The 22,577-nt window shown below is 69.1% G+C and carries 21 protein-coding genes and 1 tRNA gene; 17 read left to right on the top strand and 5 right to left on the bottom strand.

The genetic code is table 11. The features are described 5' to 3' along the window. The first annotated feature begins 124 nt into the window (after positions 1-124). From tyrS to xerD, 8 genes are all read left to right on the top strand, one after another. Positions 125-1,462 (top strand): tyrosine--tRNA ligase, encoded by a 1,338-nt coding sequence (gene tyrS / locus QRN40_RS01865; RefSeq protein ID WP_285113784.1) that lies wholly within the window; start codon positions 125-127, stop codon positions 1,460-1,462. 38 nt (positions 1,463-1,500) lie between these two features. Beyond that, positions 1,501-1,674, top strand: coding sequence for a hypothetical protein (locus QRN40_RS01860; protein WP_285113783.1), 174 nt, complete (start codon positions 1,501-1,503; stop codon positions 1,672-1,674). Then, positions 1,661-2,461: a TlyA family RNA methyltransferase gene (locus QRN40_RS01855; protein ID WP_285113782.1), complete on the top strand. Its 801-nt coding sequence runs from the start codon at positions 1,661-1,663 to the stop codon at positions 2,459-2,461. Before QRN40_RS01860 ends, QRN40_RS01855 begins: the two co-directional genes overlap by 14 nt. Before the next feature lie 98 nt (positions 2,462-2,559). Then, positions 2,560-3,477 carry an NAD kinase gene (locus tag QRN40_RS01850; RefSeq protein ID WP_285117422.1) on the top strand — a complete coding sequence of 306 codons (918 nt, stop codon included), beginning with the start codon at positions 2,560-2,562 and terminating at the stop codon, positions 3,475-3,477. After that, positions 3,470-5,212 (top strand): DNA repair protein RecN, encoded by a 1,743-nt coding sequence (recN, locus tag QRN40_RS01845; RefSeq protein ID WP_285113781.1) that lies wholly within the window; start codon positions 3,470-3,472, stop codon positions 5,210-5,212. The genes QRN40_RS01850 and recN overlap by 8 nt, the downstream gene beginning before the upstream one ends. A 60-nt stretch (positions 5,213-5,272) precedes the next feature. After that, entirely contained in the window at positions 5,273-7,039 is a 1,767-nt protein-coding gene (pyrG, locus tag QRN40_RS01840; protein WP_285117421.1) for a CTP synthase, read from the top strand. Beyond that, positions 7,039-7,680 carry an NUDIX domain-containing protein gene (locus QRN40_RS01835; RefSeq protein ID WP_285113780.1) on the top strand — a complete coding sequence of 214 codons (642 nt, stop codon included), beginning with the start codon at positions 7,039-7,041 and terminating at the stop codon, positions 7,678-7,680. The genes pyrG and QRN40_RS01835 overlap by 1 nt, the downstream gene beginning before the upstream one ends. Further along, on the top strand, positions 7,677-8,582 hold the full coding sequence (gene xerD / locus QRN40_RS01830; protein WP_285113779.1) for a site-specific tyrosine recombinase XerD: 906 nt from the start codon (positions 7,677-7,679) through the stop codon (positions 8,580-8,582). The genes QRN40_RS01835 and xerD overlap by 4 nt, the downstream gene beginning before the upstream one ends. Before the next feature lie 212 nt (positions 8,583-8,794). Here xerD and QRN40_RS01825 read toward each other — a convergent pair whose 3' ends face one another. Beyond that, positions 8,795-9,313, bottom strand: coding sequence for a GNAT family N-acetyltransferase (locus QRN40_RS01825; protein WP_285117420.1), 519 nt, complete (start codon positions 9,311-9,313; stop codon positions 8,795-8,797). A 154-nt stretch (positions 9,314-9,467) separates the two neighbouring features. Here QRN40_RS01825 and QRN40_RS01820 point away from each other — a divergent pair, with 154 nt between their 5' ends. The 7 genes from QRN40_RS01820 (at position 9,468) to der (ending at position 15,885) form a co-directional block, all read left to right on the top strand. Continuing rightward, the gene (locus QRN40_RS01820; RefSeq protein WP_502878930.1) at positions 9,468-10,328 is read left to right on the top strand and encodes a ParA family protein; all 861 of its coding nucleotides are present in this window, start codon (positions 9,468-9,470) and stop codon (positions 10,326-10,328) included. Further along, positions 10,312-11,148: a segregation and condensation protein A gene (locus tag QRN40_RS01815; protein ID WP_285113777.1), complete on the top strand. Its 837-nt coding sequence runs from the start codon at positions 10,312-10,314 to the stop codon at positions 11,146-11,148. The genes QRN40_RS01820 and QRN40_RS01815 overlap by 17 nt, the downstream gene beginning before the upstream one ends. Beyond that, complete coding sequence (gene scpB / locus QRN40_RS01810; protein WP_285113776.1) at positions 11,138-11,767, top strand: SMC-Scp complex subunit ScpB; 630 nt, start codon at positions 11,138-11,140, stop codon at positions 11,765-11,767. The genes QRN40_RS01815 and scpB overlap by 11 nt, the downstream gene beginning before the upstream one ends. Continuing rightward, entirely contained in the window at positions 11,757-12,512 is a 756-nt protein-coding gene (locus tag QRN40_RS01805; protein WP_285113775.1) for a pseudouridine synthase, read from the top strand. The genes scpB and QRN40_RS01805 overlap by 11 nt, the downstream gene beginning before the upstream one ends. A 118-nt stretch (positions 12,513-12,630) precedes the next feature. Continuing rightward, complete coding sequence (locus QRN40_RS01800) at positions 12,631-13,719, top strand: prephenate dehydrogenase (RefSeq protein WP_285113774.1); 1,089 nt, start codon at positions 12,631-12,633, stop codon at positions 13,717-13,719. Then, positions 13,716-14,387: a (d)CMP kinase gene (cmk, locus tag QRN40_RS01795; RefSeq protein WP_285113773.1), complete on the top strand. Its 672-nt coding sequence runs from the start codon at positions 13,716-13,718 to the stop codon at positions 14,385-14,387. Before QRN40_RS01800 ends, cmk begins: the two co-directional genes overlap by 4 nt. Next, entirely contained in the window at positions 14,380-15,885 is a 1,506-nt protein-coding gene (gene der / locus QRN40_RS01790; RefSeq protein WP_285113772.1) for a ribosome biogenesis GTPase Der, read from the top strand. The genes cmk and der overlap by 8 nt, the downstream gene beginning before the upstream one ends. Positions 15,886-15,911: 26 nt before the next feature. Here der and QRN40_RS01785 read toward each other — a convergent pair whose 3' ends face one another. After that, the gene (locus tag QRN40_RS01785) at positions 15,912-17,831 is read right to left on the bottom strand and encodes a hypothetical protein (RefSeq protein WP_285113771.1); all 1,920 of its coding nucleotides are present in this window, start codon (positions 17,829-17,831) and stop codon (positions 15,912-15,914) included. Between the two features lie 450 nt (positions 17,832-18,281). Between QRN40_RS01785 and QRN40_RS01780 the strand changes: the two genes are divergently transcribed. Both QRN40_RS01780 and QRN40_RS01775 read left to right on the top strand, forming a co-directional pair. Beyond that, positions 18,282-18,355, top strand: a tRNA-Pro gene (locus QRN40_RS01780). A gap of 303 nt (positions 18,356-18,658) precedes the next feature. After that, positions 18,659-19,588 (top strand): TIR domain-containing protein, encoded by a 930-nt coding sequence (locus tag QRN40_RS01775; RefSeq protein WP_285113770.1) that lies wholly within the window; start codon positions 18,659-18,661, stop codon positions 19,586-19,588. Between the two features lie 424 nt (positions 19,589-20,012). On the opposite strand, the gene QRN40_RS01770 is transcribed toward QRN40_RS01775, so the two are convergent. The 3 genes from QRN40_RS01770 to QRN40_RS01760 are packed head-to-tail and all read right to left on the bottom strand — an operon-like array spanning position 20,013 to position 22,068. Continuing rightward, a complete protein-coding gene (locus QRN40_RS01770; RefSeq protein WP_285113769.1) occupies positions 20,013-20,249 on the bottom strand; it encodes a hypothetical protein in 237 nt (78 codons plus the stop codon). Further along, positions 20,219-21,244, bottom strand: a complete 1,026-nt coding sequence (locus QRN40_RS01765; protein ID WP_285113768.1) for a hypothetical protein — start codon at positions 21,242-21,244, stop codon at positions 20,219-20,221. The genes QRN40_RS01770 and QRN40_RS01765 overlap by 31 nt, the downstream gene beginning before the upstream one ends. Positions 21,245-21,279: 35 nt before the next feature. Further along, a complete protein-coding gene (locus QRN40_RS01760) occupies positions 21,280-22,068 on the bottom strand; it encodes a hypothetical protein (RefSeq protein WP_285113767.1) in 789 nt (262 codons plus the stop codon). Between the last annotated feature and the right edge of the window lie 509 nt (positions 22,069-22,577).

Raw genomic sequence — 22,577 nt, 5'->3', positions numbered from 1 at the left:
TCCCATCAGGGTGTAGGACCTGATGGAGATGGTATCAGGCCTGTACGCCTGATTACCACCTCATCAGGTCTGGTGTCCTGATATCGGGCAGGTCGGCGCGCCGCCCCGCTGATACCCTGAACGCGTGTCCGAAACCGCCATCTCCCGCGACCAGAGCGCGACGCGCGCGCCTGTCCTCGCCGCGCAGGCCAATGATGCGTCCTTCGACGACGTCTGGGACGAGCTGAAGTGGCGCGGTCTCATCCACGTGTCCACCGATGAGACCGCCCTCAAAGAGCTCCTCTCCGGCGATCCGGTCACGTACTACTGCGGATTCGACCCGACGGCGGCGAGCCTCCACCTCGGCAACCTCGTCCAGCTGCTGACGATGCGCCGCCTTCAGCTGGCCGGACACCGCCCGCTCGGGCTGGTCGGCGGCTCCACCGGCCTGATCGGGGACCCGCGCCCGACCGCCGAGCGCACTCTCAACACCAAGGAGACCGTCGCCGAATGGGTCGGCTACCTGCAGGCCCAGGTCACCCGATTCCTGTCCGACGAGGGCGAGAACGCCGTGCGGCTCGTGAACAACCTCGACTGGACGGCGCCGATGTCGGCGATCGACTTCCTCCGCGAGATCGGCAAGCACTTCCGGGTCGGCACCATGCTCAAGAAGGATGCGGTGGCCGCGCGCCTGAACTCCGACGAGGGCATCTCGTACACCGAGTTCAGCTACCAGATCCTGCAGGGGATGGACTTCCTCGAGCTGTTCCGGCAGTACGGCTGCGTGCTGCAGACCGGCGGCAGCGATCAGTGGGGCAACCTCACCAGCGGCACGGAGCTCATCCGCAAGGTCGAGGGCGCGCACGTGCACGCCATCGGCACGCCGCTGATCACCAACAGCGACGGCACGAAGTTCGGCAAGAGCGAGGGCAACGCCATCTGGCTCAACCCCGCGCTCACGTCGCCCTACGCCATGTACCAGTTCTGGCTCAACACCGACGACGCGGACGTGATCGACCGGCTGAAGGTCTTCACGTTCCTCACGCGTGCCGAGATCGAGGAGCTGGCGCAGAAGGTCGCCGACGAGCCGTTCCGGCGCGAGGCGCAGCGCCGGCTGGCATACGACGTCACCGCTCTGGTGCACGGCGAGTCCGCAACGCAGGCGGTGATCGCAGCGTCCCAGGCCCTGTTCGGTCAGGGCGAGCTCGCCGAGCTCGACCCGGCCACGCTGGAGGCCGCTCTGCGCGAGCTCCCCAACACGACCACGACGGAGCCATCTGCGACGGTCGCGCAGGTGCTGAACGACACGGGGCTCACCGCGAGCCTCGGCGAGTCCCGCCGCGCGGTCGCCCAGGGCGGCATCTACGTCAACAACGCCAAGGTGGAGGATCCGGAGCAGTTGATCGGAGCCTCCGTGCTGCCCGGCGACATGGTGGTGCTGCGCCGCGGGAAGAAGACGCTCGCCGGTGTCTTCGTCGCGTGATCCACGCGCCGGCGGCGGTCGTGACCTACGGTTGACGCATGTCGGATGAACCACAGGATGCCGGTCAGGACGACGGCGTGAGCGACGGCCTCGTCGACCGGCTGGATGTGATCGAGGAGCAGCCGCTCGCCGCGCGCGCCGACGCGTACGCGCACCTGCACGAGCAGCTGCGACGGACGCTGGAGGGCGACGACGACCATGGCCGCGGGTGACCGCCGCCTCGACGTCGCGCTGGCGGAACTCGGACTCGCCCGGTCGCGGTCGCACGCGGCGACGCTGATCGCGGAGGGCCTCGTGACCGTCGACGGCAGCCCGGTGGTGCGCGCGTCAGCCAAGGTGCGCGACGGGCAGGAGGTCCGCGTCGCGGGCGCCGACCACTACGTCAGCAGGGGCGCCCACAAACTGATCGCGGCGCTCGACGCATTCGGCGTCGACCCCGCCGGCCGGCTCGCGCTCGACGCGGGCGCATCCACGGGCGGCTTCAGCCAGGTGCTGCTGGAGCGCGGCGCGTCGCGGGTCATCGCGGTGGACGTCGGCCACGGGCAGCTCTCGTCGGCGCTCGCGGCGGAGGAGCGGCTGGAGTCCTACGAGGGCGTGAATGTCCGCTCGCTCACCGCGGAGGCGCTGGCGTCGCTCACCGGCGACGACGCACGCCCCGACCTGGTGGTCGCCGATCTGTCGTTCATCTCGCTCACCCAGGTGATCCCCGCGCTGGTGGCGACCGCCGCGCGCGGGGCCGACTTCGTTCTGCTGATCAAGCCGCAGTTCGAGGTGGGTCGGCAGGGCATCCGCGAGGGCGTCGTGCGCGACGCGGGACTGCGCGCGGATGCCGTCTCCGACGTCCTCTGGGCCGCCCACGATGCCGGCCTCGGAACGGCGGGGCTGATCGCCTCGCCGATCGCCGGAGGACACGGCAACCGCGAGTTCCTGGCCTGGTTCCGTTCGGGCGCGCCGGACCCGTCCGGGTCGCGCGACGAGGTCGTGCGCCTTTCGCGCTAGGTGAACGTTCTCCACAAACCTGTGGTGGCGGCCTCGCCCTCTTCCCGAAAACAGACAGAATGGGAGGACGGCTTTCGACAGGAGGGAACGTGACACAGATGGGTGCAGCGACGCGGTACATCCTCGTCGTCGCGCACACCGGTCGTCAGGACTCCCTCGAAGCGGGCGTGCGGGCGGCGCGGCAGCTGCTCGACGCGGGCGTCGTCCCGGTGCTGAGCGCGGACGAGCGCAGAGATCTGCTCGAGGCCGATCCCTCACTCGACGCGGTGGCGGTGCTCGGCGACGACGTGGCGCCCAGCGAGCTCGAACTGGTGATCGTGCTGGGCGGCGACGGCACCATCCTGCGTGCGGCCGAACTGGTGCGCGGATGCTCCGCTCCACTGCTCGGCGTTAACCTCGGGCACGTCGGCTTCCTCGCCGAGAGCGAGCGCGACGATCTCGAGACCGCGATCGCCCGCGGGCTTGCGAAGGACTACGAGGTCGAAGAGCGCATGACCCTGTCCGCGCGGGTGAAGGTCGGTCGCGAGGTCGTCTACGAGAGCTGGGCCCTCAACGAGGCGACGGTCGAGAAGGCCAGCCGCGAGCGGATGCTCGAGGTCGTCATCGAGGTCGACGGCCGACCCATGTCGAGCTTCGGCTGCGACGGCGTGGTGATGTCCACCCCGACCGGCTCGACCGCCTACTCGTTCTCGGCCGGTGGTCCGGTGGTCTGGCCGGGTGTCGCGGCACTGCTCCTGGTGCCGCTCAGCGCTCACGCGCTGTTCTCGCGTCCCCTCGTCGTCGACGCCGACTCCTCGCTCGCGGTGGAGCTGCTCGATCGTGCGGGTGGAGCCGGCATCCTCTGGTGCGACGGACGACGGCCCTTCGATCTGCCCCGCGGCGCGCGCGTCGTGGTGCGTCGGTCGCCCATCCCCGTCCGCCTCGCACGACTGCACGCAGGGCCGTTCACCGACCGTCTGGTGCACAAGTTCAACCTCCCCGTCACGGGCTGGAGAGGGCCGGCCGGCCGTGACTGACGTACGCGGAGGCATCGAGGAGATCTCGATCAAAGACCTGGGTGTCATCGCCGACGCCTCGCTCCCGCTGGGGGCGGGCTTCACGGCGATCACCGGCGAGACCGGCGCGGGCAAGACCATGGTGGTCTCGGCGCTCGGACTGCTCCTGGGCGAGCGTGCCGACGCGGGCGCGGTCCGGCTGGGCAGCCCGCAGGCGTGGGTGGAGGGCCGCTGGCGTGTCCCGACCACCGGTGAAGTGGTGGAGCGCGTGCGCGACGCCGGGGGAGACGTCGACCCGATCGACGCAGCGGAGGCGGAGCTCGTTCTCAGCCGCTCGGTCTCGGCGGAGGGCCGCTCCCGGGTCGTCGTCGGAGGGCGCAGCGCTCCCGTCGCTGTGCTGACCGACCTGGGCGAGCAGCTCGTCGTCGTTCACGGGCAGTCCGACCAGATCCGCCTTCGCTCCGCGGTGGCTCAGCGGGCCGCGCTCGACCGGTTCGCCGGCCCAACATTCGCGGAGGCGCTCGGCACCTACGAGCAGGTCTTCCACCGCTGGCGAGACAACCGGGCGGAGCTCGACGAGCTGATCGCCGACCAGGACCGCCGCGCCCGCGAGGCCGACGACCTGCGCGTCGCGATGGCCGAGATCGAGTCCGTGGCGCCGCAGCCGGGCGAGGACGACGAGCTCGCCGAACGCGCCGAGCGCCTCACCAATCTGGAAGACCTCCGGCTCGCCGCGGCCGCCGCACGCGAACTCCTGAGCGCCGAGGAGTCCGAGGGGGTGGATGCGCTCGCCCTGCTCGACAACGCCCGGCGGCAGCTGGAGCGCGTGTCGCCGCACGACACCGCCCTGCAGCCGCTCGCCGACTCCGTGGCCGAGGCGAACTACCTGATCTCCGACATCGCCGCCCAGCTGTCGACGTACCTCGCGACGCTCGACGCCGACGGCGCGCACGAGCTGGAGGTGCTGCAGGAGCGGCGCTCGGAGCTGGCCGTGCTGGTCCGCAAGTACGGCCCGACCCTCGACGACGTCATCCAGACCCTCGAGACCGGCAGCCTGCGCCTGCTCGAGCTCGACAACGACGCCGACCGCATCGGCGAACTGACCCGCGAGGTCGAGACCGACGCCGCCCTCGTCGAAGAGCTGGCGGCCGGGCTCAGCGCCGAGCGCACGGCGGCCGCCGCGCGGCTCTCCGACGCGGTGACCGACGAGCTGTCGGCCCTGGCCATGCCGGATGCGCGCATCGTCGTCGAGGTGACGCAGCGCCCCGACGGCGACCTGCAGACGTACTCGGCGAGCGGACGCGACCAGGTCGCGATCCTGCTGCAGCCGCATCCCGGCGCCGAACCGCGCCCGCTCGGCAAGGGCGCGTCGGGCGGCGAGCTGTCACGCGTCATGCTCGCGATCGAGGTCGTCATCGCGGGCAGCGACCCCGTGCCGACGTTCATCTTCGACGAGGTCGACGCCGGCGTCGGCGGCGCGTCCGCCATCGAGATCGGCCGACGACTCGCCCGGCTCGCCGAGTCGGCGCAGGTCATCGTCGTCACCCACCTGGCGCAGGTCGCCGCATTCGCGAACAACCACCTGACGGTGGTGAAGGGCAGCGACGGCGCGGTCACCGCATCCAGTGTCCGGCGGCTCGACGGCGACGAGCGCATCGCCGAGATGGCGCGACTGCTGTCCGGACTGCCCGACTCCGAATCGGGTCTCGCGCATGCGCGCGAACTCGTCGACATGGCCTCGGCCGCGCGGCGCTGACCGCGACACGAACGCCCGCGCGAGAGCGGGTCCCGGTCGGTGATAGGCTGTAAGCCCGTGGTGGATTATTCAGACGCGGGCCCTCAGAGCGGCAAAAGTTCAGCTAACGGCACTACCAAGCACATCTTCGTGACAGGTGGTGTCGTTTCTTCGTTGGGGAAGGGTCTCACGGCCGCTTCCCTCGGCAATCTCCTGACGGCACGCGGTCTGCGCGTCGTGATGCAGAAGCTCGACCCCTATCTCAACGTGGACCCGGGCACCATGAACCCGTTCCAGCACGGTGAGGTCTTCGTCACCGACGACGGCGCCGAGACCGACCTCGACATCGGCCACTACGAGCGCTTCCTCGACATCAACCTCGGCCAGTCCGCCAACGTCACCACCGGCCAGATCTACTCCAACGTGATCGCGAAGGAGCGCCGCGGCGAGTACCTCGGCGACACCGTCCAGGTCATCCCGCACATCACCGACGAGATCAAGCGCCGGATGCGGCTGCAGGCGCAGCCGGGTCCGGACGGCGAGCCCGCCCCCGACGTCATCATCACCGAGATCGGCGGAACGGTCGGCGACATCGAGTCGCAGCCGTTCATCGAGTCCGCCCGGCAGGTGCGCCACGAGCTGGGACGCAAGAACTGCTTCTTCGTCCACGTATCGCTCGTCCCGTTCATGAACGCCTCCGGCGAGCAGAAGACCAAGCCGACGCAGCACTCGGTCGCGGCCCTCCGCTCCATCGGAATCCAGCCGGATGCGCTGGTGCTCCGGAGCGACCGCCCCGTCTCCGACAGCAACAAGCGCAAGATCGCGCTGATGTGCGACGTGGATGAGCAGGCCGTCGTGAACGCGGTCGACGTCCCCAGCATCTACGACATCCCGACCATGCTCCACGAGCAGGGCCTCGACGCCTACATCATCGACCAGCTCGGCCTGGACAAGGCGGACGACGTCGACTGGGGCGGCTGGGCACGGCTTCTGGAGTCGGTGCACGACCCGAAGCACGAGGTCACCATCGGCCTGGTCGGCAAGTACATCGACCTTCCGGACGCCTACCTGTCGGTCACCGAGGCCCTCCGTGCCGGCGGGTTCGCCCACCGCACCAAGGTGAAGCTGAAGTGGATCGCCTCCGACGAGTGCCAGACGCCCGAGGGGGCTGCGCACCAGCTCAGCGATGTGGATGCGATCTGCGTCCCGGGCGGCTTCGGCGTGCGCGGCATCGAGGGCAAGGTCGGAGCGCTCCGCTTCGCCCGTGAGAACGGCATCCCCGCCCTCGGCCTGTGCCTCGGCCTGCAGTGCATGGTCATCGAGTACGCGCGGCACGAGGCAGGCCTGACGGGTGCGTCGTCCTCCGAGTTCGACCCGGAGACCGAGTTCCCCGTGATCGCGACGATGGCCGAGCAGGTCGACATCATCGCGGGCGGCGACCTGGGCGGCACGATGCGTCTTGGCCTCTACCCGGCGAACCTCGCCGAGGGCTCGCTGGTGTCCGAGCTGTACGGCTCGAGCGAGGCGTCCGAGCGTCACCGCCACCGCTACGAGGTGAACAACAACTACCGCGAGCAGATCGCGGACGCCGGCCTGTGGTTCTCCGGCACCTCGCCGGACGGCCACCTGGTCGAGTACGTCGAGCTGCCGCGGGACGTGCACCCGTTCTACGTGGGCACGCAGGCGCATCCCGAGCTCCGCTCGCGCCCGAACCGCGCGCACCCGCTGTTCGCCGGCCTCGTCGGCGCCGCGCTCGACCGCCAGAAGGCCAGCCTGCTGTTCGAGGTCGCCGAGGCGGACGCCGAGGTCGACGCCGACGCCGACGCCGCGATGGTGGCCGAAGCCTGATGAGCGACGAGCAGGCGACGGGCGGACTCGACGACCAGCCGTTCCGCCCGGAGATCGTCTCGTCCGAGGTGGCCTTCGAGGGGAAGATCTGGAACGTCCGCCGCGATGTCTTCCGCTACAACGGCGAGGAGATCACCCGCGAGTACGTGGACCACACCGGCGCCGTGGGCATCCTCGCGCTGGATGACGACGGTCGCGTCCTGCTCATCCGCCAGTACCGTCACCCGGTGCGGCACCGCGACTGGGAGATCCCGGCCGGGCTGCTCGACATGCACGGCGAGGGCCCGCTCCCGGCCGCCCAGCGCGAGCTGAGTGAGGAGGCCGACCTCGAGGCCGACGAGTGGAATGTGCTCACCGACGTCTTCACGAGCCCCGGCGGCAACGACGAGGCCATCCGCATCTACCTCGCGCGCGGTGTCCGCTCGACCGGCTCCGCATTCGCCCGCGAGGCGGAGGAGGCCGACATCGAGGTGCGCTGGGTGCCGCTCGACGAGGCCGTGGAGGCGGTGATGCAGCGCCGCGTGCACAACGCTCCGCTGATCATCGCGCTGCTCGCCGCCCGGACCGCGCGGGAGACCGGCTGGACCACGCTCGGCGCGGCGGACGAGCCCTGGCCGAGCCACCCCAAGCTGGAGAGATGACCGTCGCGGCCGATGTCGACGCCTTCCTCAGGCACGTCGCCATCGAGCGCGGCCTCTCGGCCAACACGGTGTCCGCGTACCGACGCGATCTGACCGTCTACAGCACCTGGCTCGACGAGCAGGGAGTCGCGGATGTCCGGGCCGTCACGTCGGCGACCCTGTCGGCTTTCGCGGTGCATCTCGGGACGCGCGAGGAGTCGCCGCTCACCGCATCCTCGCTCGCCCGGATGCTGTCGACGGTGCGCGGGTTCCACCGGTTCCTCCTCGACGAGGGGAAGGTGGAGGTGGATGCGTCCCGCGACCTGCGTCCGCCGAAGCTGCCCAGCCGCCTTCCGAAGGCGATCACGGTCGACCAGGTGGCCGCGCTCCTCGCGGCGACCGACGGCGACGAGGTCGCGGCGCTGCGCGACAAGGCGCTCCTCGAGCTCATGTACGCGACCGGTGCCCGCGTCAGCGAGGCCGTGGGGCTGAACGTCGACGACGTGATCGACACGGATGTGGTGCGGCTGACCGGCAAGGGCAGCAAGCAGCGCATCGTGCCGCTCGGCAGCTACGCGCGCGAGGCGGTGTCGGCGTACCTGGTGCGCGCGCGGCCGGTGCTCTCGGCGAAGGGGCGTGCGACCCCGGCGCTGTTCCTCGGGATGCGCGGCGCGCGTCTCTCCCGGCAGAACGTGTGGCTGATCATCCGGGCGGCGGCCGAGCGGGCGGAGCTCGACATCGAGATCTCGCCGCACACCCTCCGCCACTCGTTCGCGACGCACCTGCTGGCCGGGGGAGCGGATGTGCGCGTCGTGCAGGAACTGCTCGGACACTCGTCGGTCGCGACGACCCAGATCTACACGCTAGTCACCGCGGACACCCTGCGCGACGTGTACACGTCCGCGCATCCCCGCGCCCGCTGACCGCGTCGGCTCGCCCGCCGCGATTCGTCACGAATGCGCGCGATTCGTCACGAATCAGCGTGATTCGTCACGAATGCTCGCGCAGACCGCTGCCTCGACGCGGTCGTGGCGGGCCCGCCGACCTGGGCGATGGTGGACATTCGTCACGAATGCGCGCGATTCGTGACGAATCGGCGCGATTCGTCACGAATGCTCGCGCAGCGACGATCGCGTCAGGGGGCCTCGCGGTGACGGCGGCGCGGTGCGCGGCGGCGCAGCCAGACGTACACCGAGCCGCCGTCGAAGCCGACGCGCCGCGTCTTGGAGAAGCCGAGCTTGGCCAGCACTCCGAACGACGGAGCGTTCCACGTCGCGACCGTCGCCCAGATCACGGGGAAGCCGGCGTCGAAGGCGGCGTCGGCGACGGCCGAGGCCGCCTCGGTGGCGTAGCCGCTGCCGACGTACGCGCGCAGGAGCTCGTACGCGAGTTCCGGCTGGGCCGCGCTCGCGCGGCCGACGACCAGGCCGCAGTACCCGACGGGCTCGCCGGTCTCCGCGAGCTCGATCGTGTACAGCCCGAACCCGTGCTCGTCGAAGCGGCGCCGCTGCGCATCCAGCCGCTCCCGCTCCTCCTCGAGCGAGCCGGGCGAAGGGTCGAGGGGATGCTCGGCGAGCAGCGCGAGGTTCCACTCGGCGTCGCGCCCGTCTCGCGGGCGCAGACGCAGACGCGGGGTCTCGAGCGTGGACGGCATCGGCTGCACGCGGCCAGCGTACCGAACCGCCGCGCGTACGCCCCGCATGCGGGGCACGGCGCGGATAGACTGTCCCCTTGAAAGACCGCCCACGAGAGGGACGAGGAACACCCAGGTGACGCGCAACGACGAGGTCGAGACCCAGCTCCCGGGCATGGATGCCGCATCCCTCGCCCCGAAGCCCGGCCCCACCGGTCGGCCCCTGCGCGCGTTCCCGGTACCGGCCCAACTGAAGCAGCACGGGCCCGCCAAGATCGTCGCCCTCTGCAACCAGAAGGGCGGCGTCGGCAAGACGACCACCAGCATCAACCTGGGTGCGTCGCTGGCCGAGTACGGCCGCCGCGTGCTGGCCGTCGACTTCGACCCGCAGGGCGCGCTCTCCGCCGGCCTCGGCGCGCAGACGCACGACGCGACGACGATCTACGACCTCCTGCTGAACCGCAACGCCGACGTGCGGGGCGCCATCCAGTCCACGTCCACCCCGGGGCTCGACATCATCCCGGCGAACATCGACCTGTCGGCCGCGGAGGTGCACCTCGTCAACGAGGTCGCGCGCGAGCAGATCCTCGCCGGCGTGCTGCGCAAGGTCGCGAACGACTACGACGTGATCCTGGTCGACTGCCAGCCGTCGCTCGGCATCCTGACCGTCAACGCGCTGACCGCCAGCCACGGCGTCCTCATCCCGCTGGAGTGCGAGTACTTCGCCCTGCGCGGCGTCGCCCTGCTGATCGAGACGATCGACAAGGTGCGCGAGCGCCTCAACCCCGCGATCGAGCTGGACGGCATCCTGGCCACCATGTACGACTCGCGCACCCTGCACTCCCGCGAGGTGCTGGAGCGCGTCGTCGACGCCTTCGGCGACCGCGTGCTCGAGACCGTCATCTCGCGCACCGTCAAGTTCCCGGACGCGTCGGTCGCGGCCACCCCGATCACGCAGTTCGCGCCAGAGCACCCGGCGGCCGAGGCATACCGTCAGCTGGCGCGGGAACTGGTGTTCCGTGGCGCCGTCGCCTGAGACGGACGAGCCGGAGAGGGCGGATGCGGCCGAGGGACCGGTCGGTTTCCGCGTCTCGCTCGGCGGCTTCGAAGGTCCGTTCGACCTGCTGCTGTCGCTGATCACCAAGCACGAGCTCGACATCACGGAGATCTCGCTGAGCCGCGTGACGGACGAGTTCATCGCCTACCTGCGTGCGCTCGACACCGACGAGAGCCTCGACGAGGCGAGCGAGTTCCTCCTCGTCGCCGCGACGCTGCTCGACCTGAAGGTGGCGGGGCTGCTGCCGCAGGGCGAGCTGGTGGATGCGGAGGATGTCGCGCTGCTCGAGGCCCGCGATCTGCTGTTCGCGCGGCTGCTGCAGTACCGCGCCTTCAAGGAGGCCTCCGCCTGGTTCGCCGGACGGCTGGAGGCCGAGGGGAGCAGGCACGCCCGGCTGGTCCGGCTGGAGGACAAGTTCCGTCAGCGCACACCGGAGCTCGTCTGGACGCTCAGCCTCGACGACTTCGCCGCCCTGGCCACGCTGGCGATGACGCCGCGCGAGATCCCCGTCGTCGGGCTCGACCACCTGCACGCGCCGTTGGTCAGCATCCGCGAGCAGGCGGCGATCGTGGTCGGGATGCTGCGGCACGGCGAGCCGATGAGTTTCCGCCAGCTGGTGGCCGGCGCCGAGCTGAAGGGCGTCGTGGTGGCGCGCTTCCTGGCCGTGCTGGAGTTGTACCGGCGTGCCGCGCTGGCCTTCGAGCAGGTGGAGCCGCTGGGGGAGCTGACGCTGCGGTGGACGGCGGAGCACTGGTCCGAGGAGAATCTGTCGAATCTGGGAGCCGACTATGACGGTTGAGAACATGGCCGAAGCGCCGGGGGTGGACGTCACCGAGACGGATGTGGTCCCCGCTCCGGTGGAGGATGCGCAGATCGAGCGTGCGCTGGAGGCGATCCTCATGGTGGCCGACGAGCCGATGAGCGTCGTGACGCTGGCCACCGCCGTCGGCGCACCGGTCAAGCGCGTGCGCGCCGCGATCGCGACGCTGGTCGCCGACTTCGACGGCGAGGCCGGGGGAGTGCGGCGCGGGTTCGAGCTGCGCGAGGTCGGAGGCGGCTGGCGCATCTACGTGCGCGAGGAGTTCGATTCCGTCGTCGCCGACTACGTGCTGCAGCAGAACCCGACCAAGCTGTCGCAGGCGGCCCTCGAGACGCTGGCGGTGATCGCCTACAAGCAGCCGATCAGCCGCGGCGCCATCGCATCCATCCGGGCGGTCAACGTGGACTCCGTCGTGCGGACGCTCCTCGGGCGCGGACTCATCACCGAGCTCTTCACGGACAGCGAGACCGGAGCCATCAACTACGGCACCACCGAGCTGCTGCTCAGCCAGCTCGGGATCAACTCCATCGACGAGCTGCCGAAGATCTCCCCGCTGCTCGCGGACGGCTCGGACGGGTTCGACGGCGATGTCCGCTGAGACGGGAGCGCAGGGCGAGCGCCTGCAGAAGGTGATGGCGGCCGCCGGGGTCGCCTCCCGTCGCGTGTCCGAGGACCTGATCGTCGCCGGTCGCGTCTCGGTCAACGGAACGGTCGTCACGGAGCTCGGACGACGCGTCGACCCGCTGACGGACAAGGTCGCGGTCGACGGCACGGCCGTGCAGCTGGACACCTCCCGCCGCTACGTCATGTTCAACAAACCCGTCGGCGTCGTCAGCTCGATGCGGGACGAGCAGGGGCGTCCGGACCTGTCGCGCTTCACCGCGGACTACCCGGAGCGACTGTTCAACGTCGGGCGATTGGATGCGGAGACCTCGGGCCTTCTCATCCTCACCAACGACGGCGAACTCGCGCACGTGCTCGCGCATCCCTCGTTCGGTGTGACGAAGACGTACATCGCGCGCGTGCGCGGCGTCGTCACCCCGCAGACGATCGGGCGGCTGACGAAGGGCGTCGAGCTCGACGACGGTCCGATCGCGGCGGACAAGGCCAAGCTGCTGCAGACCAACCAGCGCGGGGACGACTCGCTCGTCGAGGTGACGCTGCACTCCGGCCGCAATCGCATCGTGCGCCGGATGCTCGCCGAGGTCGGACATCCCGTGATCGAACTGGTGCGGCGGCAGTTCGGCCCGCTCCACCTGGGCACGCTGAAGTCGGGCCAGCTGCGCGACTTGACGAAGGCGGAGCTCGGCGAGCTGCTCACGATCTCGCGCGAGAGCCGCTGAGCACGCTGCCCCGTCGAAGATTTGCGCCAAATCTCGCTTCTGGAGGGCCCGTGGCCACGATTTGGCGCAAATGTTGCAGCGGAAAACGGGCGTCGGCGGCGCTGGCTAAGGTGGACGGGTGAGTGAGATTGCTGCGCGCCTGCCGGGAGCTGTCCGCGTCGTCGGCGCGGGGCTGCTCGGCGCGTCCGTCGGACTCGGGCTGCGCGCCCGCGGTGTGGATGTGCTGCTCGCGGATGCGTCGCCCGCGCACCTGCGGCTGGCCGCCGACTACGGCGCGGGCCGGCTGGACGACGGGGCGATCGAGCCCGCGCTGATCGTGGTCGCGGTCCCGCCGGACCTGACCGGGCGCGTCGTCGCCGAGGAGCTGGCCGCGCATCCCGACGCCGTCGTGACGGATGTCGCGAGCGTCAAGGTCGCGCCGCTCGCCGAACTGCAGGACGCGGGCGTCGACCTCTCGCGCTACGTCGGCGGCCATCCGCTCGCCGGCCGGGAGCGCGGCGGCCCGTCGTCGGCCCGCGCGGACCTGTTCATCGGGCGGCCGTGGGTCGTCGCGGCGCGTCCGGAGAACCCGCGCTCGGCGGTCAGCCTCGTGGAGGCGCTCATCCTCGACCTCGGCGCCACCCCGGTCGAGATGGATGCGACCCAGCACGACGCCGCTGTCGCGCTCGTCTCCCACGCCCCTCAGATCGTCTCCTCCCTCATGGCCAAGCGGCTGACGGATTCGCCCGAAGCGGCGCTCGCCCTGGCGGGGCAGGGCGTCCGCGACGTCACGCGCATCGCGGCGAGCGAGCCTGAGCTGTGGGTGCAGATCCTCGGCGCGAACGCTCCGGCCATCGTCGAGATCCTCCGTGCCTACCGCGACGACCTCGACCGGGTGCTCGTGGCGCTCGGCGACGTGGATGCGTCCGGCGCCCGCCGCGCGATCGCGGAGGAGATCGCCGGGGGGAACGTCGGCGTCTCGCGGCTGCCGGGCAAGCACGGCCAGGACCGGAAATATTCGCGCTTCGTGGTGATGGTCGAAGACCGCCCCGGCGAACTGGCCCGGCTGCTGCACGAGCTCGGCGAGCTGGGCGTGAACATGGAGGACCTGCGCCTGGAGCACTCGCCCGGCGCCCCCTTCGGCCTCGCCGACATCGCCGTGCTTCCCGAGGTGCTGCACCGCACCGTGGACGACCTGACCGACCGTGGATGGAGGATCACCGGATGACCGAGACGATCGTGGTGGCGGTCGACGGCCCCGCTGGGAGCGGCAAGTCGAGCGTCAGCAAGGCGACCGCCTCCCGGCTCGGCTGGGCGTACCTCGACACCGGCGCCGCCTATCGTGCGCTCGCCTGGTACGTCGTCCAGCGCGGCATCGATCCCACCGATTCGGATGCGGTGATCGACGCCCTGCCGGACTTCGACTACCGGATCGGCACCGACCCCTCCACCTACCACGTGTTCGTCGGCGATCACGACGTGACCGAGCCCATCCGCACCCCGGAGGTGACCGCCGTTGTCGCTCCGATCGCGCGGGTTCCCGAGGTGCGCGCGTTCCTGACGCAGCTGTTCCGCGACATCATCCGGACGACCGAGCGCGACGGCATCGTGGTCGAGGGGCGTGACATCACGACGGTGGTGTGCCCGGATGCGCCCGTGCGCATCCTGCTCACGGCCGATGAAGCCGTTAGAATGGCGAGGCGTTCCGCGGAACTAGCCGATCACTCCGCCGCCCACGTCGGCGAGGCACTCCGCAGGCGCGACGCGGCTGACGCCCGTGTCGTCGACTTCATGAACGCCGCGGACGGTGTGACCACCGTCGACTCCACCGAACTCGACTTCGACCAGACCGTCGACGCGGTCATCCAGGTCGTACAGAAAGCAGCCCATGTCTGACATCGAAAACGAGCCCACCGGCGACGACGACCTCGTCACCCGGCTGTCGGAGCTCGACGAGGACCTCGCCGTCCAGCGCGCCAACGCGCTCCGCAGCGGACTCGAGGAGTACGAGCTCGACGAGGCCGACCTCGACATCCTCGACACCGCCGGCGAGGACGTGGAGGGCATCACCTTCCTCCCCGCCCTCCCGGTGCTCGCCATCGTCGGCCGCCCGAACGTCGGCAAGTCCGCGCTCGTGAACCGCATCCTCGGCCGGCGCGAAGCCGTCGTGGAGGACACTCCCGGCGTGACGCGCGACCGCGTCTCGTACCAGGCGGAGTGGAACGGCCGCCGGTTCACGCTCGTCGACACCGGTGGCTGGGAGCCCGACGCCCGCGGAATCGACGCGTCGGTCGCCGCCCAGGCCGAGGTCGCGATCGACCTCGCCGACGCGGTGCTCTTCGTCGTGGATGCGACGGTCGGCGCCACCGCGACCGACGAGCGTGTCGTCCGGCTGCTGCGCAAGACCAGCAAGCCTGTGTTCCTCGCCGCCAACAAGGTCGACGACGCGCGGCAGGAGCCGTACGCCACCGAGCTGTGGTCGCTGGGACTCGGCGAGCCGCTTCCCGTCTCCGCCCTCCACGGCCGCGGCGTCGCAGACCTCCTGGACGAGGTCCTCAAGGTGCTGCCGGAGGAGTCGGCCTACGCCAAGCGAGAGGTCGGCGGCCCGCGCCGCGTCGCCATCATCGGACGTCCGAACGTCGGCAAGTCGTCGCTGCTCAACAAGACGGCGGGGGAGGAGCGCGTCGTCGTCAACGACCTCGCCGGCACCACCCGCGACCCCGTCGACGAGCAGGTCGAGCTCGGCGGCAAGGTGTGGCGCTTCGTCGACACCGCCGGCATCCGCCGTCGCGTGCACCTGCAGCAGGGCGCCGACTTCTACGCCTCGCTCCGCACATCCACTGCGCTGGAGAAGGCGGAGGTCGCCGTCGTCGTGCTCGACGTCAGCGAGCCGATCAGCGAGCAGGACGTCCGCATCATCGACCTCGTGCTCGAGTCGGGCCGCGCGCTCGTGCTCGCCTTCAACAAGTGGGACCTGCTGGACGACGAGCGTCGCCGCTACCTGGAGCGCGAGATCGAGCAGGACCTCGCCCACGTCTCCTGGGCCCCGCGCGTGAACATCTCCGCTCGCACCGGCCGCCACCTCGAGAAGCTCGTCCCGGCGCTGGAGCTCGCGCTCGAGTCGTGGGACACGCGCATCCCGACCGGCAAGTTCAACGCGTTCCTGGCCGAGCTCACCGCGGCGCACCCGCACCCGGTGCGCGGCGGCAAGCAGCCGCGCATCCTGTTCGGCACGCAGGCGACGAGCCGGCCGCCGACATTCGTGGTCTTCACCACCGGGTTCCTCGACCCGGGGTACCGGCGCTACATCATCCGCCGCCTGCGCGAGGTGTACGGCTTCGAGGGAACACCTATCGTGCTCAACATGCGCGTGCGCGAGAAGCGCAAGCGCTAGGGGTTCGCAGTGCCCGGCGTCGCCCGTCAGCGCTGGCGGGCGACGTCGAGGACGGGGGCGAACGCGTCCGGCGCGTGGAGGATCACGACCGGCGCGGTCCCGTCCGGGAACAGCCGCTCCACATCCGCCGGGTCGGCGCGGTCGTCGACCGTGATGTCGATCGACTCGCGCCAGCGTCCGTCCGACAGCCGCTGAACGGTCGCCTCCCAGGTGATCCCCGGTGTCGCCCGCGCCTGTAGCCGCAGGTGGATTCCGACCGCGCGACGCCTGTCGAGCAGCGACAGCAGACCGCGGTACACCGCCGTGCGTCCCGCGATGATCACCCACGGGTCGAGCACGCGCACCAGCATGTCCGCGTTCCACAGGATCGTCGTCGCGAACCCGCTGCGCGACTGGTAGACGTCGACGGCGACGACGCCGGGCAGCCGGCGGATCGTCCGCCGCAGCGTTCCCCGGGTGATCCCCTCCTCGACGGTGCTGTGCAGGTACAGCGGGACCGATGGACGCGGCGGCAGGCCACCCGCGCGCATCGTGGCCCGGTCGTGGATGCGCTGCTGCGCCCCGAAGAACGTCGCCAGCTCGCCGAGAACGGCTGCGACGCGCGGGTCGGGCGGGTCCGCCTCGACCGCTGCGGCCGTGTCGGCGTACGCCGTCGATTGGTGCAGCGCGCCGATGCGGAATCCGACCGACAGCGGCGGACGCGCCTTCACCGTGAGGAAGCGCCCGCGCCCCTCCACCCGCACCGGGTTCTCACGTCCCTCGATTCGCGGCACCGGGTCGAGGACGTGCTCCAACGCCAGGACGCTCACGGACTCCGGCACGGCGATGCGCCCGAGCGGCGACCCCGCGACCACCAGGTGCGTCACATCCATCCCCGCGTCGACAGTCGCGGCCGCGAGCTGCGCCGCGACCATGCCACCGAGGCTGAACCCTGCGAGCAGCACCGGCTCTCCGGGCAGGATGCCCGCCTCCCGCATGGTCTGGAGCGCGCCGTCCGTGTAGGCCGGCAGCCGGCCGGCGCCGATGAGCAGGTCGGCCGTGAGGTCGTTGGGTGCGGCGCCTGCGCGCGGGTGCCACGATTTCGTGCTGGCGAGCTGCACCATCCACCGCCGGCCACCCGGCGCACTCAGCTCGACGATGCGCACGACCCCGACGTCGGCCCGGTCGTCCAGGTCGGGGTCGCAGAGGTCGTCGATCTCGCGCTGGCTGAGGAGCAGGTCACGCAATGAACGGATCGACCGTCGCCGCATAGCCCCCGCTGCGATGCCCGGCTGGCCGAGCGGGTCGGGGGAGGGTCCGAGCGGCAGTCCGAGGAGCCCCGCCGGGACGTCCGGTAGGCCGGGCGTCGGAACGTAGTCGTCGCCGCCGTCCGGATCGTCCCACCAGTCGAGCACGTCACTGATCAGGGGGAACGCCCGCGCCAGGAAGTCGTCGTAGCCGACGCGCACCGTGTCGCGTCCATCCCGCAGCAGCCCACGCCGGCGCCCGAGGTCGACCACCTTCAGCAGGAGTCCGGGGAGCGTGAACACCGCAACGTACGGCCGCGCTCGCCACTTCGGAAGGAACAGCCCGACGACGGAGACCAACAGCGCGAGCGGAGCCAGGAGCCACCCGGCGGTGCGCGCCACGCCGCCGACGACCCGAGGCACCAGCGACAGGTACAGGCCGCTGAGGGCGACCCGCCGGGTGGAGGGCGACGACGGCGGCGGCGAACCGAACGGGTACGGGATGCGCTGCCGGCGCTGGATGGCGTACCAGACCCACGCGGCTGCTGCCCCAACCAGCCAGGCCACGAAGGCGACGACGCCCCCGACGATCCCCGCAGCCAGCAGCGCCAGCCCGAGCAGTAGTGCGATCGGGATGCCGACGACGAGGCCGAGGACCAGCGCCAGCCGTCCGGCCGGGGTGCGCCCGCGCCACAGCTGCGGGGACGGCTGCGGCGGCATGCGGTCAGCCTAACCCGCTGCCTCCGACAGTCCCGGCGGCGTCCGCCCGGCGAGTGACCACAACAGGGGTATTTGTACCCCGGTATGTCCTCACTAAGGTGGACATAGCGGGAGTCGTCCGACGTGCCCACCCGAGGGCCGGGCTTCCGCCATTCAAGGACGCACACTCCACCATGAGGTTCACCAGCTACATCGCTGCCCGGACGCGCGCCCGCCAGCTCAGCCGAGGCTCCGCCCGCTGACCCCAAGCTCGGCGGCGGGACGTTGACTCCCCCCATCGCGTCCCGTCGCCGACTCCCTATACTTGCGTTGCTCGCGCCATGCGGTGCTTGCTCAGCTACCGCCACGGCCGTGACGAAGGACATCTGACCGACGTGCGCGAGGCAACTCGTCGACACGCTAAGATGGACGAGTTGCCTCGCGCGAACCCCCGGGCTCGCGCAACGACAACGGGCTGTGGCGCAGCTTGGTAGCGCACTTGACTGGGGGTCAAGGGGTCGCAGGTTCAAATCCTGTCAGCCCGACGTAAATAAGCGCAGATCAGAGGCCGCTTTCGAGTAATCGAAGGTGGCCTCTGTTGCTCTATCGGGCCCGCTGACCCCTACGGTTGACCCTAGGTCTCGGGCTTTCCCGAGTTCAAAAAGAACGCCGTCGAGACGCAACTGGCCCTGTATTCGATCCTCGCGGAGATTCGCGCCGAGCTGGAACGCGAATAGCGCTATATCCGGACCGCGCCAGCGTGATTCGTGGTCCTCATCGTTGTAAACCCTGAGGGCCGCCCCGGGGCTACCCACAAGCTCATTGGTAGATATCGATACCATCACTGAATGGCGACCATGGTTACCTTCAACGACATCCGCGTCGATCGGGACGTTTTGTGGGAGTTAGTCGAGGTTGTCAGCGGCGGAGCAGCCGAGTCGGTTCAGAAGCAGATCGACTTGGGTCTGCACCAAGCTGATACCGATCCATACGGCTTACTAAAGGGGCTGGTTGACGAGAAGGAACGTGCCGCCGCTGAGGGTCTTGCGCCTGGGATGACCTTGAGCGTTCAACTAGCCGCGAGGGGCACTCGCCTCGAGACGGACCTCATGTCGATCGAGCCGCTCGGTCGGTCGAGTTTCGACTGGCTCACTGACGATCTTGACCACTTCATCCTCACCTTTCACCACCCGGAGGCGTGGTCGTTCAAGTTCGATGTGTGGACCTCGGGTTACGTCGCGGTGACAATCGAGAACTCGTTCGTAGCGCCCAGTCCGGCGAGACTGCGTGAGTTTCTTGACCGTATCGAGGCGGTGTTGGAGCGTCACGTCATCCCCGCACCGCCGCCTCCGCCGTTCCGTGTAGTCATGGGCCACGGCAACGATCATCAGTGGCGTATTCTGCGCGACGAGCTGCGCGATCACCATGAGTTCGACGTCTCTGCTTTCGAAGGACGACCCCGTGCGGGCCAGACGATCAATACTGTCCTGGAAGACATGGCGTCCGAGGCGAGTGTGGCTCTCATCGTCCTCACGCGGGCAGACCAGATGAAGGACGGCCGGTGGCGAGCGCGTCAAAATGTGGTCCATGAGGTCGGCTTCTTCCAGGGACGACTCGGATGGACAAACGCCATTGTCGTCGTCGAAGACGGCGTTGAGCTTTTCAGTAATCTCGACGGCACCCAGCAAATCCGGTTCCCGGAGGGCAACATCGGAGCGGCTACCGGTAATGTGGCGGCGACCCTGAGAGCAAAGGAGCGCATTCGCCTCGCACCGTAAAGAGCGGACGTGCAGCCTGGATCGGTCTCTCTGGTGACAAATCGCCCGGGGGGTCACCTCCGGGAGCGAGAGGCCGGCCCGCACCTCGGATCGTCCGCATGTCGAGCCGTTTGAGATGTGACAGCGCGTACCCTCGTACGTGAAGCTGGGCGCGACGACTACGGCCCCCGCGCCCAGCGGTTCCCGGCTGGGGGCGGTGTGGACACCGACACTGCCTTCAGCCAGCCCGCCAAGTGGGAACGCCCGCGGTCGGGTTCCTCCAGTCAAGTGCAGGGGGCGCCGAGCACAGCGCAGCAGCAGCACTCGGGCAGCCCATCGAGTTGTGGCAGGCGAGCAGCCCGAATCAGCGCCGAGCCTGCCACCGGTGGCGTGACCATCGCGGGAGCAGCTCGCCATCTGGTGGCCGCAATGGTCACGCTAGCGTCTAGGACGCGGCCGTCTTGCTCGTCTTCGTGGCGGCCACAGGGGTGGTGTCGGTGAGGGTCATCACTACGATCTTCGGTGGCATGAGGACGTCAACCGAGGCGCGCAGCTCGTTGCGGGCGCGGGTTTCGTTGGTGCTGAAGTGGGTGGTGGAGTCCCGGGTGAACGGCGCACCTTCTTGCCGTATCGGATCTGGACGCCGCCAGTTCAACCGCGACGTCGACGTGGCGAGTTCCATCGGATGCGGTGAGCCCGCATGGGGCCACGTCGCCGAGCGCGACTGGGCTTTGGGGAGGGGTTCGCGAGAAAATGCGCTCGGACCTGATCGTCTTCGTAGGACGCAGCACGCGATGCCAAGGACACAAACAATCCCGCGATGCGGATTGTTAAAGCGGCCTCAGCGTGGGTGTAACGGAAGCGGTAACCGTGAGCGAATTGGTTTCGCAGATTCAGGCCTGATGAAAGAAAGACCAACTCCACGGTGCGAAGCCAATCTTGGTCGAGACCGACCTCCTCGAGCTCCTCAAGATAAGTGTCCATTGCCGGGAACCGTCCGGGCGACGCGCCCTGTTCGATGCGGTAGAGGCTCACGTCGAGGTTCAAAAGCAGGCCCCGAATCCCCGCCTCCGAAAGAGGGATAGCCAGGTTTGCAGCTTCGGTCAGCTCCCCCTCCCAGAAGTGGGAAATCGCCGCACCGAGCACCTCAGAAAGATGGGCGTCGCAATTGAAATAGCGCGCGATGAATTCAGCGAGCGTTTCGTCTGGGATTTCACCGAACCGGCTCTTGATCGTTGTCAGCCCATGCGCGAGAAAGTGTCCTTGATAGAGCGCATGCTCACGTTCGCTCTGGTCGATTGCCGGTCGGCTATCTTGCGTGGACGCAGGGAGGTGGCGCTCGGGCATCATGTGCGCCCCGAAGCTCGCCGTGCCAAAGATGTCAGCTAAGCCAGGCATCTTGAGACGCTGCTCGACCGCTTTGACTTGAGCCTCGTGAGAACCGGTAGGTGCGGGCGTAGCGAAAAACGCGGTGAGTGCTTCCTGCCAAGTTTCCGCCGCTCGATATGGCCGGAGGCGCGCGGCGAATTCGTATGGGTCGATGGTCATCGAGCGATCGTGCGCTCTCATTCCCAGGGTACTTTTCCGCAATGCTTGCATGCCGCGTACCGCTTCGGCGGCGAGGTCATTGATGCCGTATTTGCGCGCCAGCTGGACAGTCTCCTCGAGAGCGAACATACGCAGCGCTTCGTCGCCGGTCGCGGTCGCTTCGTCTAGGTGCGCTTGGACTTGAAGACGCCGGAGGGATGAAAGGTGGGACGTCCCTGCAAAGAGGGCAGCGCGTTCGACCATTGCATCAAAGAAGAAAATCGGCCCGGTGGCTCGAGACACCCGCAATGCGGTGTCGACCACCCTTTCGACCTGCGCATGACTCGGTGATGCGCTTGCGATGGCGGAAGCACTAGCGCAGCGATTGAGTAGCGGAGAAGGTTGAGCGAGATATCCCCACTAAACGCCTTCCCGGAGATCTGATAGGCAGCGTGCCTTACCCGCTGCTCCTCGGCGGCCAGCCGGTAGGTCCGCGCGATCGTCAGCGCTCGGAGGAGGTACGGGCCAGCCTCGTGGGATTCGATCGCGAGTCGAACCGCGTCCATGTACGCGTTGACCGTTTGTTGAGCACCATCGACCCCCGTCCTCGTCGCGGATGACAGCAAGAGGTCGGAGAATCGCGCGACTAAATCGGCGGGCTTTAGCTTAGATGCTAGATCCGACCACAGCTGCCGCGTGGGAAGGTCTGCTTCTGCATACGGAGGCGGCCAGCCGCCGTTGTCGCTCCTGAAAGTCGTGTTGAAGAGCTTGGACTCATCGCTGACGAGTTCGTAGCTAAGAGCCTCTTCGATCGCCCGCAGGATCGCATCTGAGAGATCGATCCCTGCGTTTTCCGCAGCTTTGCGCAGCTGAAGGGGCACTAGCAGCAGGCTTGTCTCGCGCGAGACCTCATTGAGGATGCCGATCACCCGCGAAATCTCGTTTTCATTGAAGACGCCCTCAGATGGGGTCATCGTTTGCCGCTTATCTGACCTGGCTTTGCCAGCCGGATAAGGGTGTCGCGCGAGCTCACGCACTTGTTCATAGTCGCTCCTTCGGGTCGAGCTAGCAGCCTTGCTTGCGACGTATTGTGGCTAGCGGAACTCTATCCATCAGGACAAACGTGTCTGCGCATCGATAGCGCCAAGTCCGACCCTTCCAGGAACGCAGATTCCGCGACGGAGTCCACTTTCTTCAGGACCGCTGGCAAGCAGGCGGTCGCGCTCGGGTCAGGGGCCGTAACTCGGGGAGCGACGTGGCTCGGCCAGCGGATCAGTGGCTTAGCACCGCCGATTCGCCGGTCGGTCGAACTGGGCCTTGCGACGCGGGATCGGAATAAAACGCGGAGAACGGGGTGACCCGCCGCCGAGGAAACGCGTAGTAGCCGACATCCATCGACGCGAGCCTGGGGGGATTCGTGAACAGCCGACCAACGAAAGAGCCGGTGGGCACGTGGTCGCTTTGCGACCGTCGCGCCCACAGG

Source organism: Leifsonia sp. fls2-241-R2A-40a, assembly GCF_030209575.1.
GTDB lineage: Bacteria > Actinomycetota > Actinomycetes > Actinomycetales > Microbacteriaceae > Leifsonia.
This window is presented reverse-complemented; position numbering and strand designations above follow the sequence as displayed.

Coding starts and splice junctions, on each gene's coding strand:
- QRN40_RS01855 (WP_285113782.1), top strand. CDS start 1,661: ATGGCCGCGGGTGACCGCCGCCTCGACGTCGCGCTGGCGGAACTCGGA.
- QRN40_RS01825 (WP_285117420.1), bottom strand. CDS start 9,313: ATGCCGTCCACGCTCGAGACCCCGCGTCTGCGTCTGCGCCCGCGAGAC.
- QRN40_RS01770 (WP_285113769.1), bottom strand. CDS start 20,249: ATGGAACTCGCCACGTCGACGTCGCGGTTGAACTGGCGGCGTCCAGAT.
- QRN40_RS01775 (WP_285113770.1), top strand. CDS start 18,659: ATGGCGACCATGGTTACCTTCAACGACATCCGCGTCGATCGGGACGTT.
- QRN40_RS01850 (WP_285117422.1), top strand. CDS start 2,560: ATGGGTGCAGCGACGCGGTACATCCTCGTCGTCGCGCACACCGGTCGT.
- scpB (WP_285113776.1), top strand. CDS start 11,138: ATGACGGTTGAGAACATGGCCGAAGCGCCGGGGGTGGACGTCACCGAG.
- QRN40_RS01785 (WP_285113771.1), bottom strand. CDS start 17,831: ATGCCGCCGCAGCCGTCCCCGCAGCTGTGGCGCGGGCGCACCCCGGCC.
- der (WP_285113772.1), top strand. CDS start 14,380: ATGTCTGACATCGAAAACGAGCCCACCGGCGACGACGACCTCGTCACC.
- QRN40_RS01805 (WP_285113775.1), top strand. CDS start 11,757: ATGTCCGCTGAGACGGGAGCGCAGGGCGAGCGCCTGCAGAAGGTGATG.
- QRN40_RS01860 (WP_285113783.1), top strand. CDS start 1,501: ATGTCGGATGAACCACAGGATGCCGGTCAGGACGACGGCGTGAGCGAC.
- QRN40_RS01820 (WP_502878930.1), top strand. CDS start 9,468: ATGGATGCCGCATCCCTCGCCCCGAAGCCCGGCCCCACCGGTCGGCCC.
- QRN40_RS01835 (WP_285113780.1), top strand. CDS start 7,039: ATGAGCGACGAGCAGGCGACGGGCGGACTCGACGACCAGCCGTTCCGC.
- QRN40_RS01760 (WP_285113767.1), bottom strand. CDS start 22,068: ATGACCCCATCTGAGGGCGTCTTCAATGAAAACGAGATTTCGCGGGTG.
- xerD (WP_285113779.1), top strand. CDS start 7,677: ATGACCGTCGCGGCCGATGTCGACGCCTTCCTCAGGCACGTCGCCATC.
- QRN40_RS01765 (WP_285113768.1), bottom strand. CDS start 21,244: ATGTTCGCTCTCGAGGAGACTGTCCAGCTGGCGCGCAAATACGGCATC.
- cmk (WP_285113773.1), top strand. CDS start 13,716: ATGACCGAGACGATCGTGGTGGCGGTCGACGGCCCCGCTGGGAGCGGC.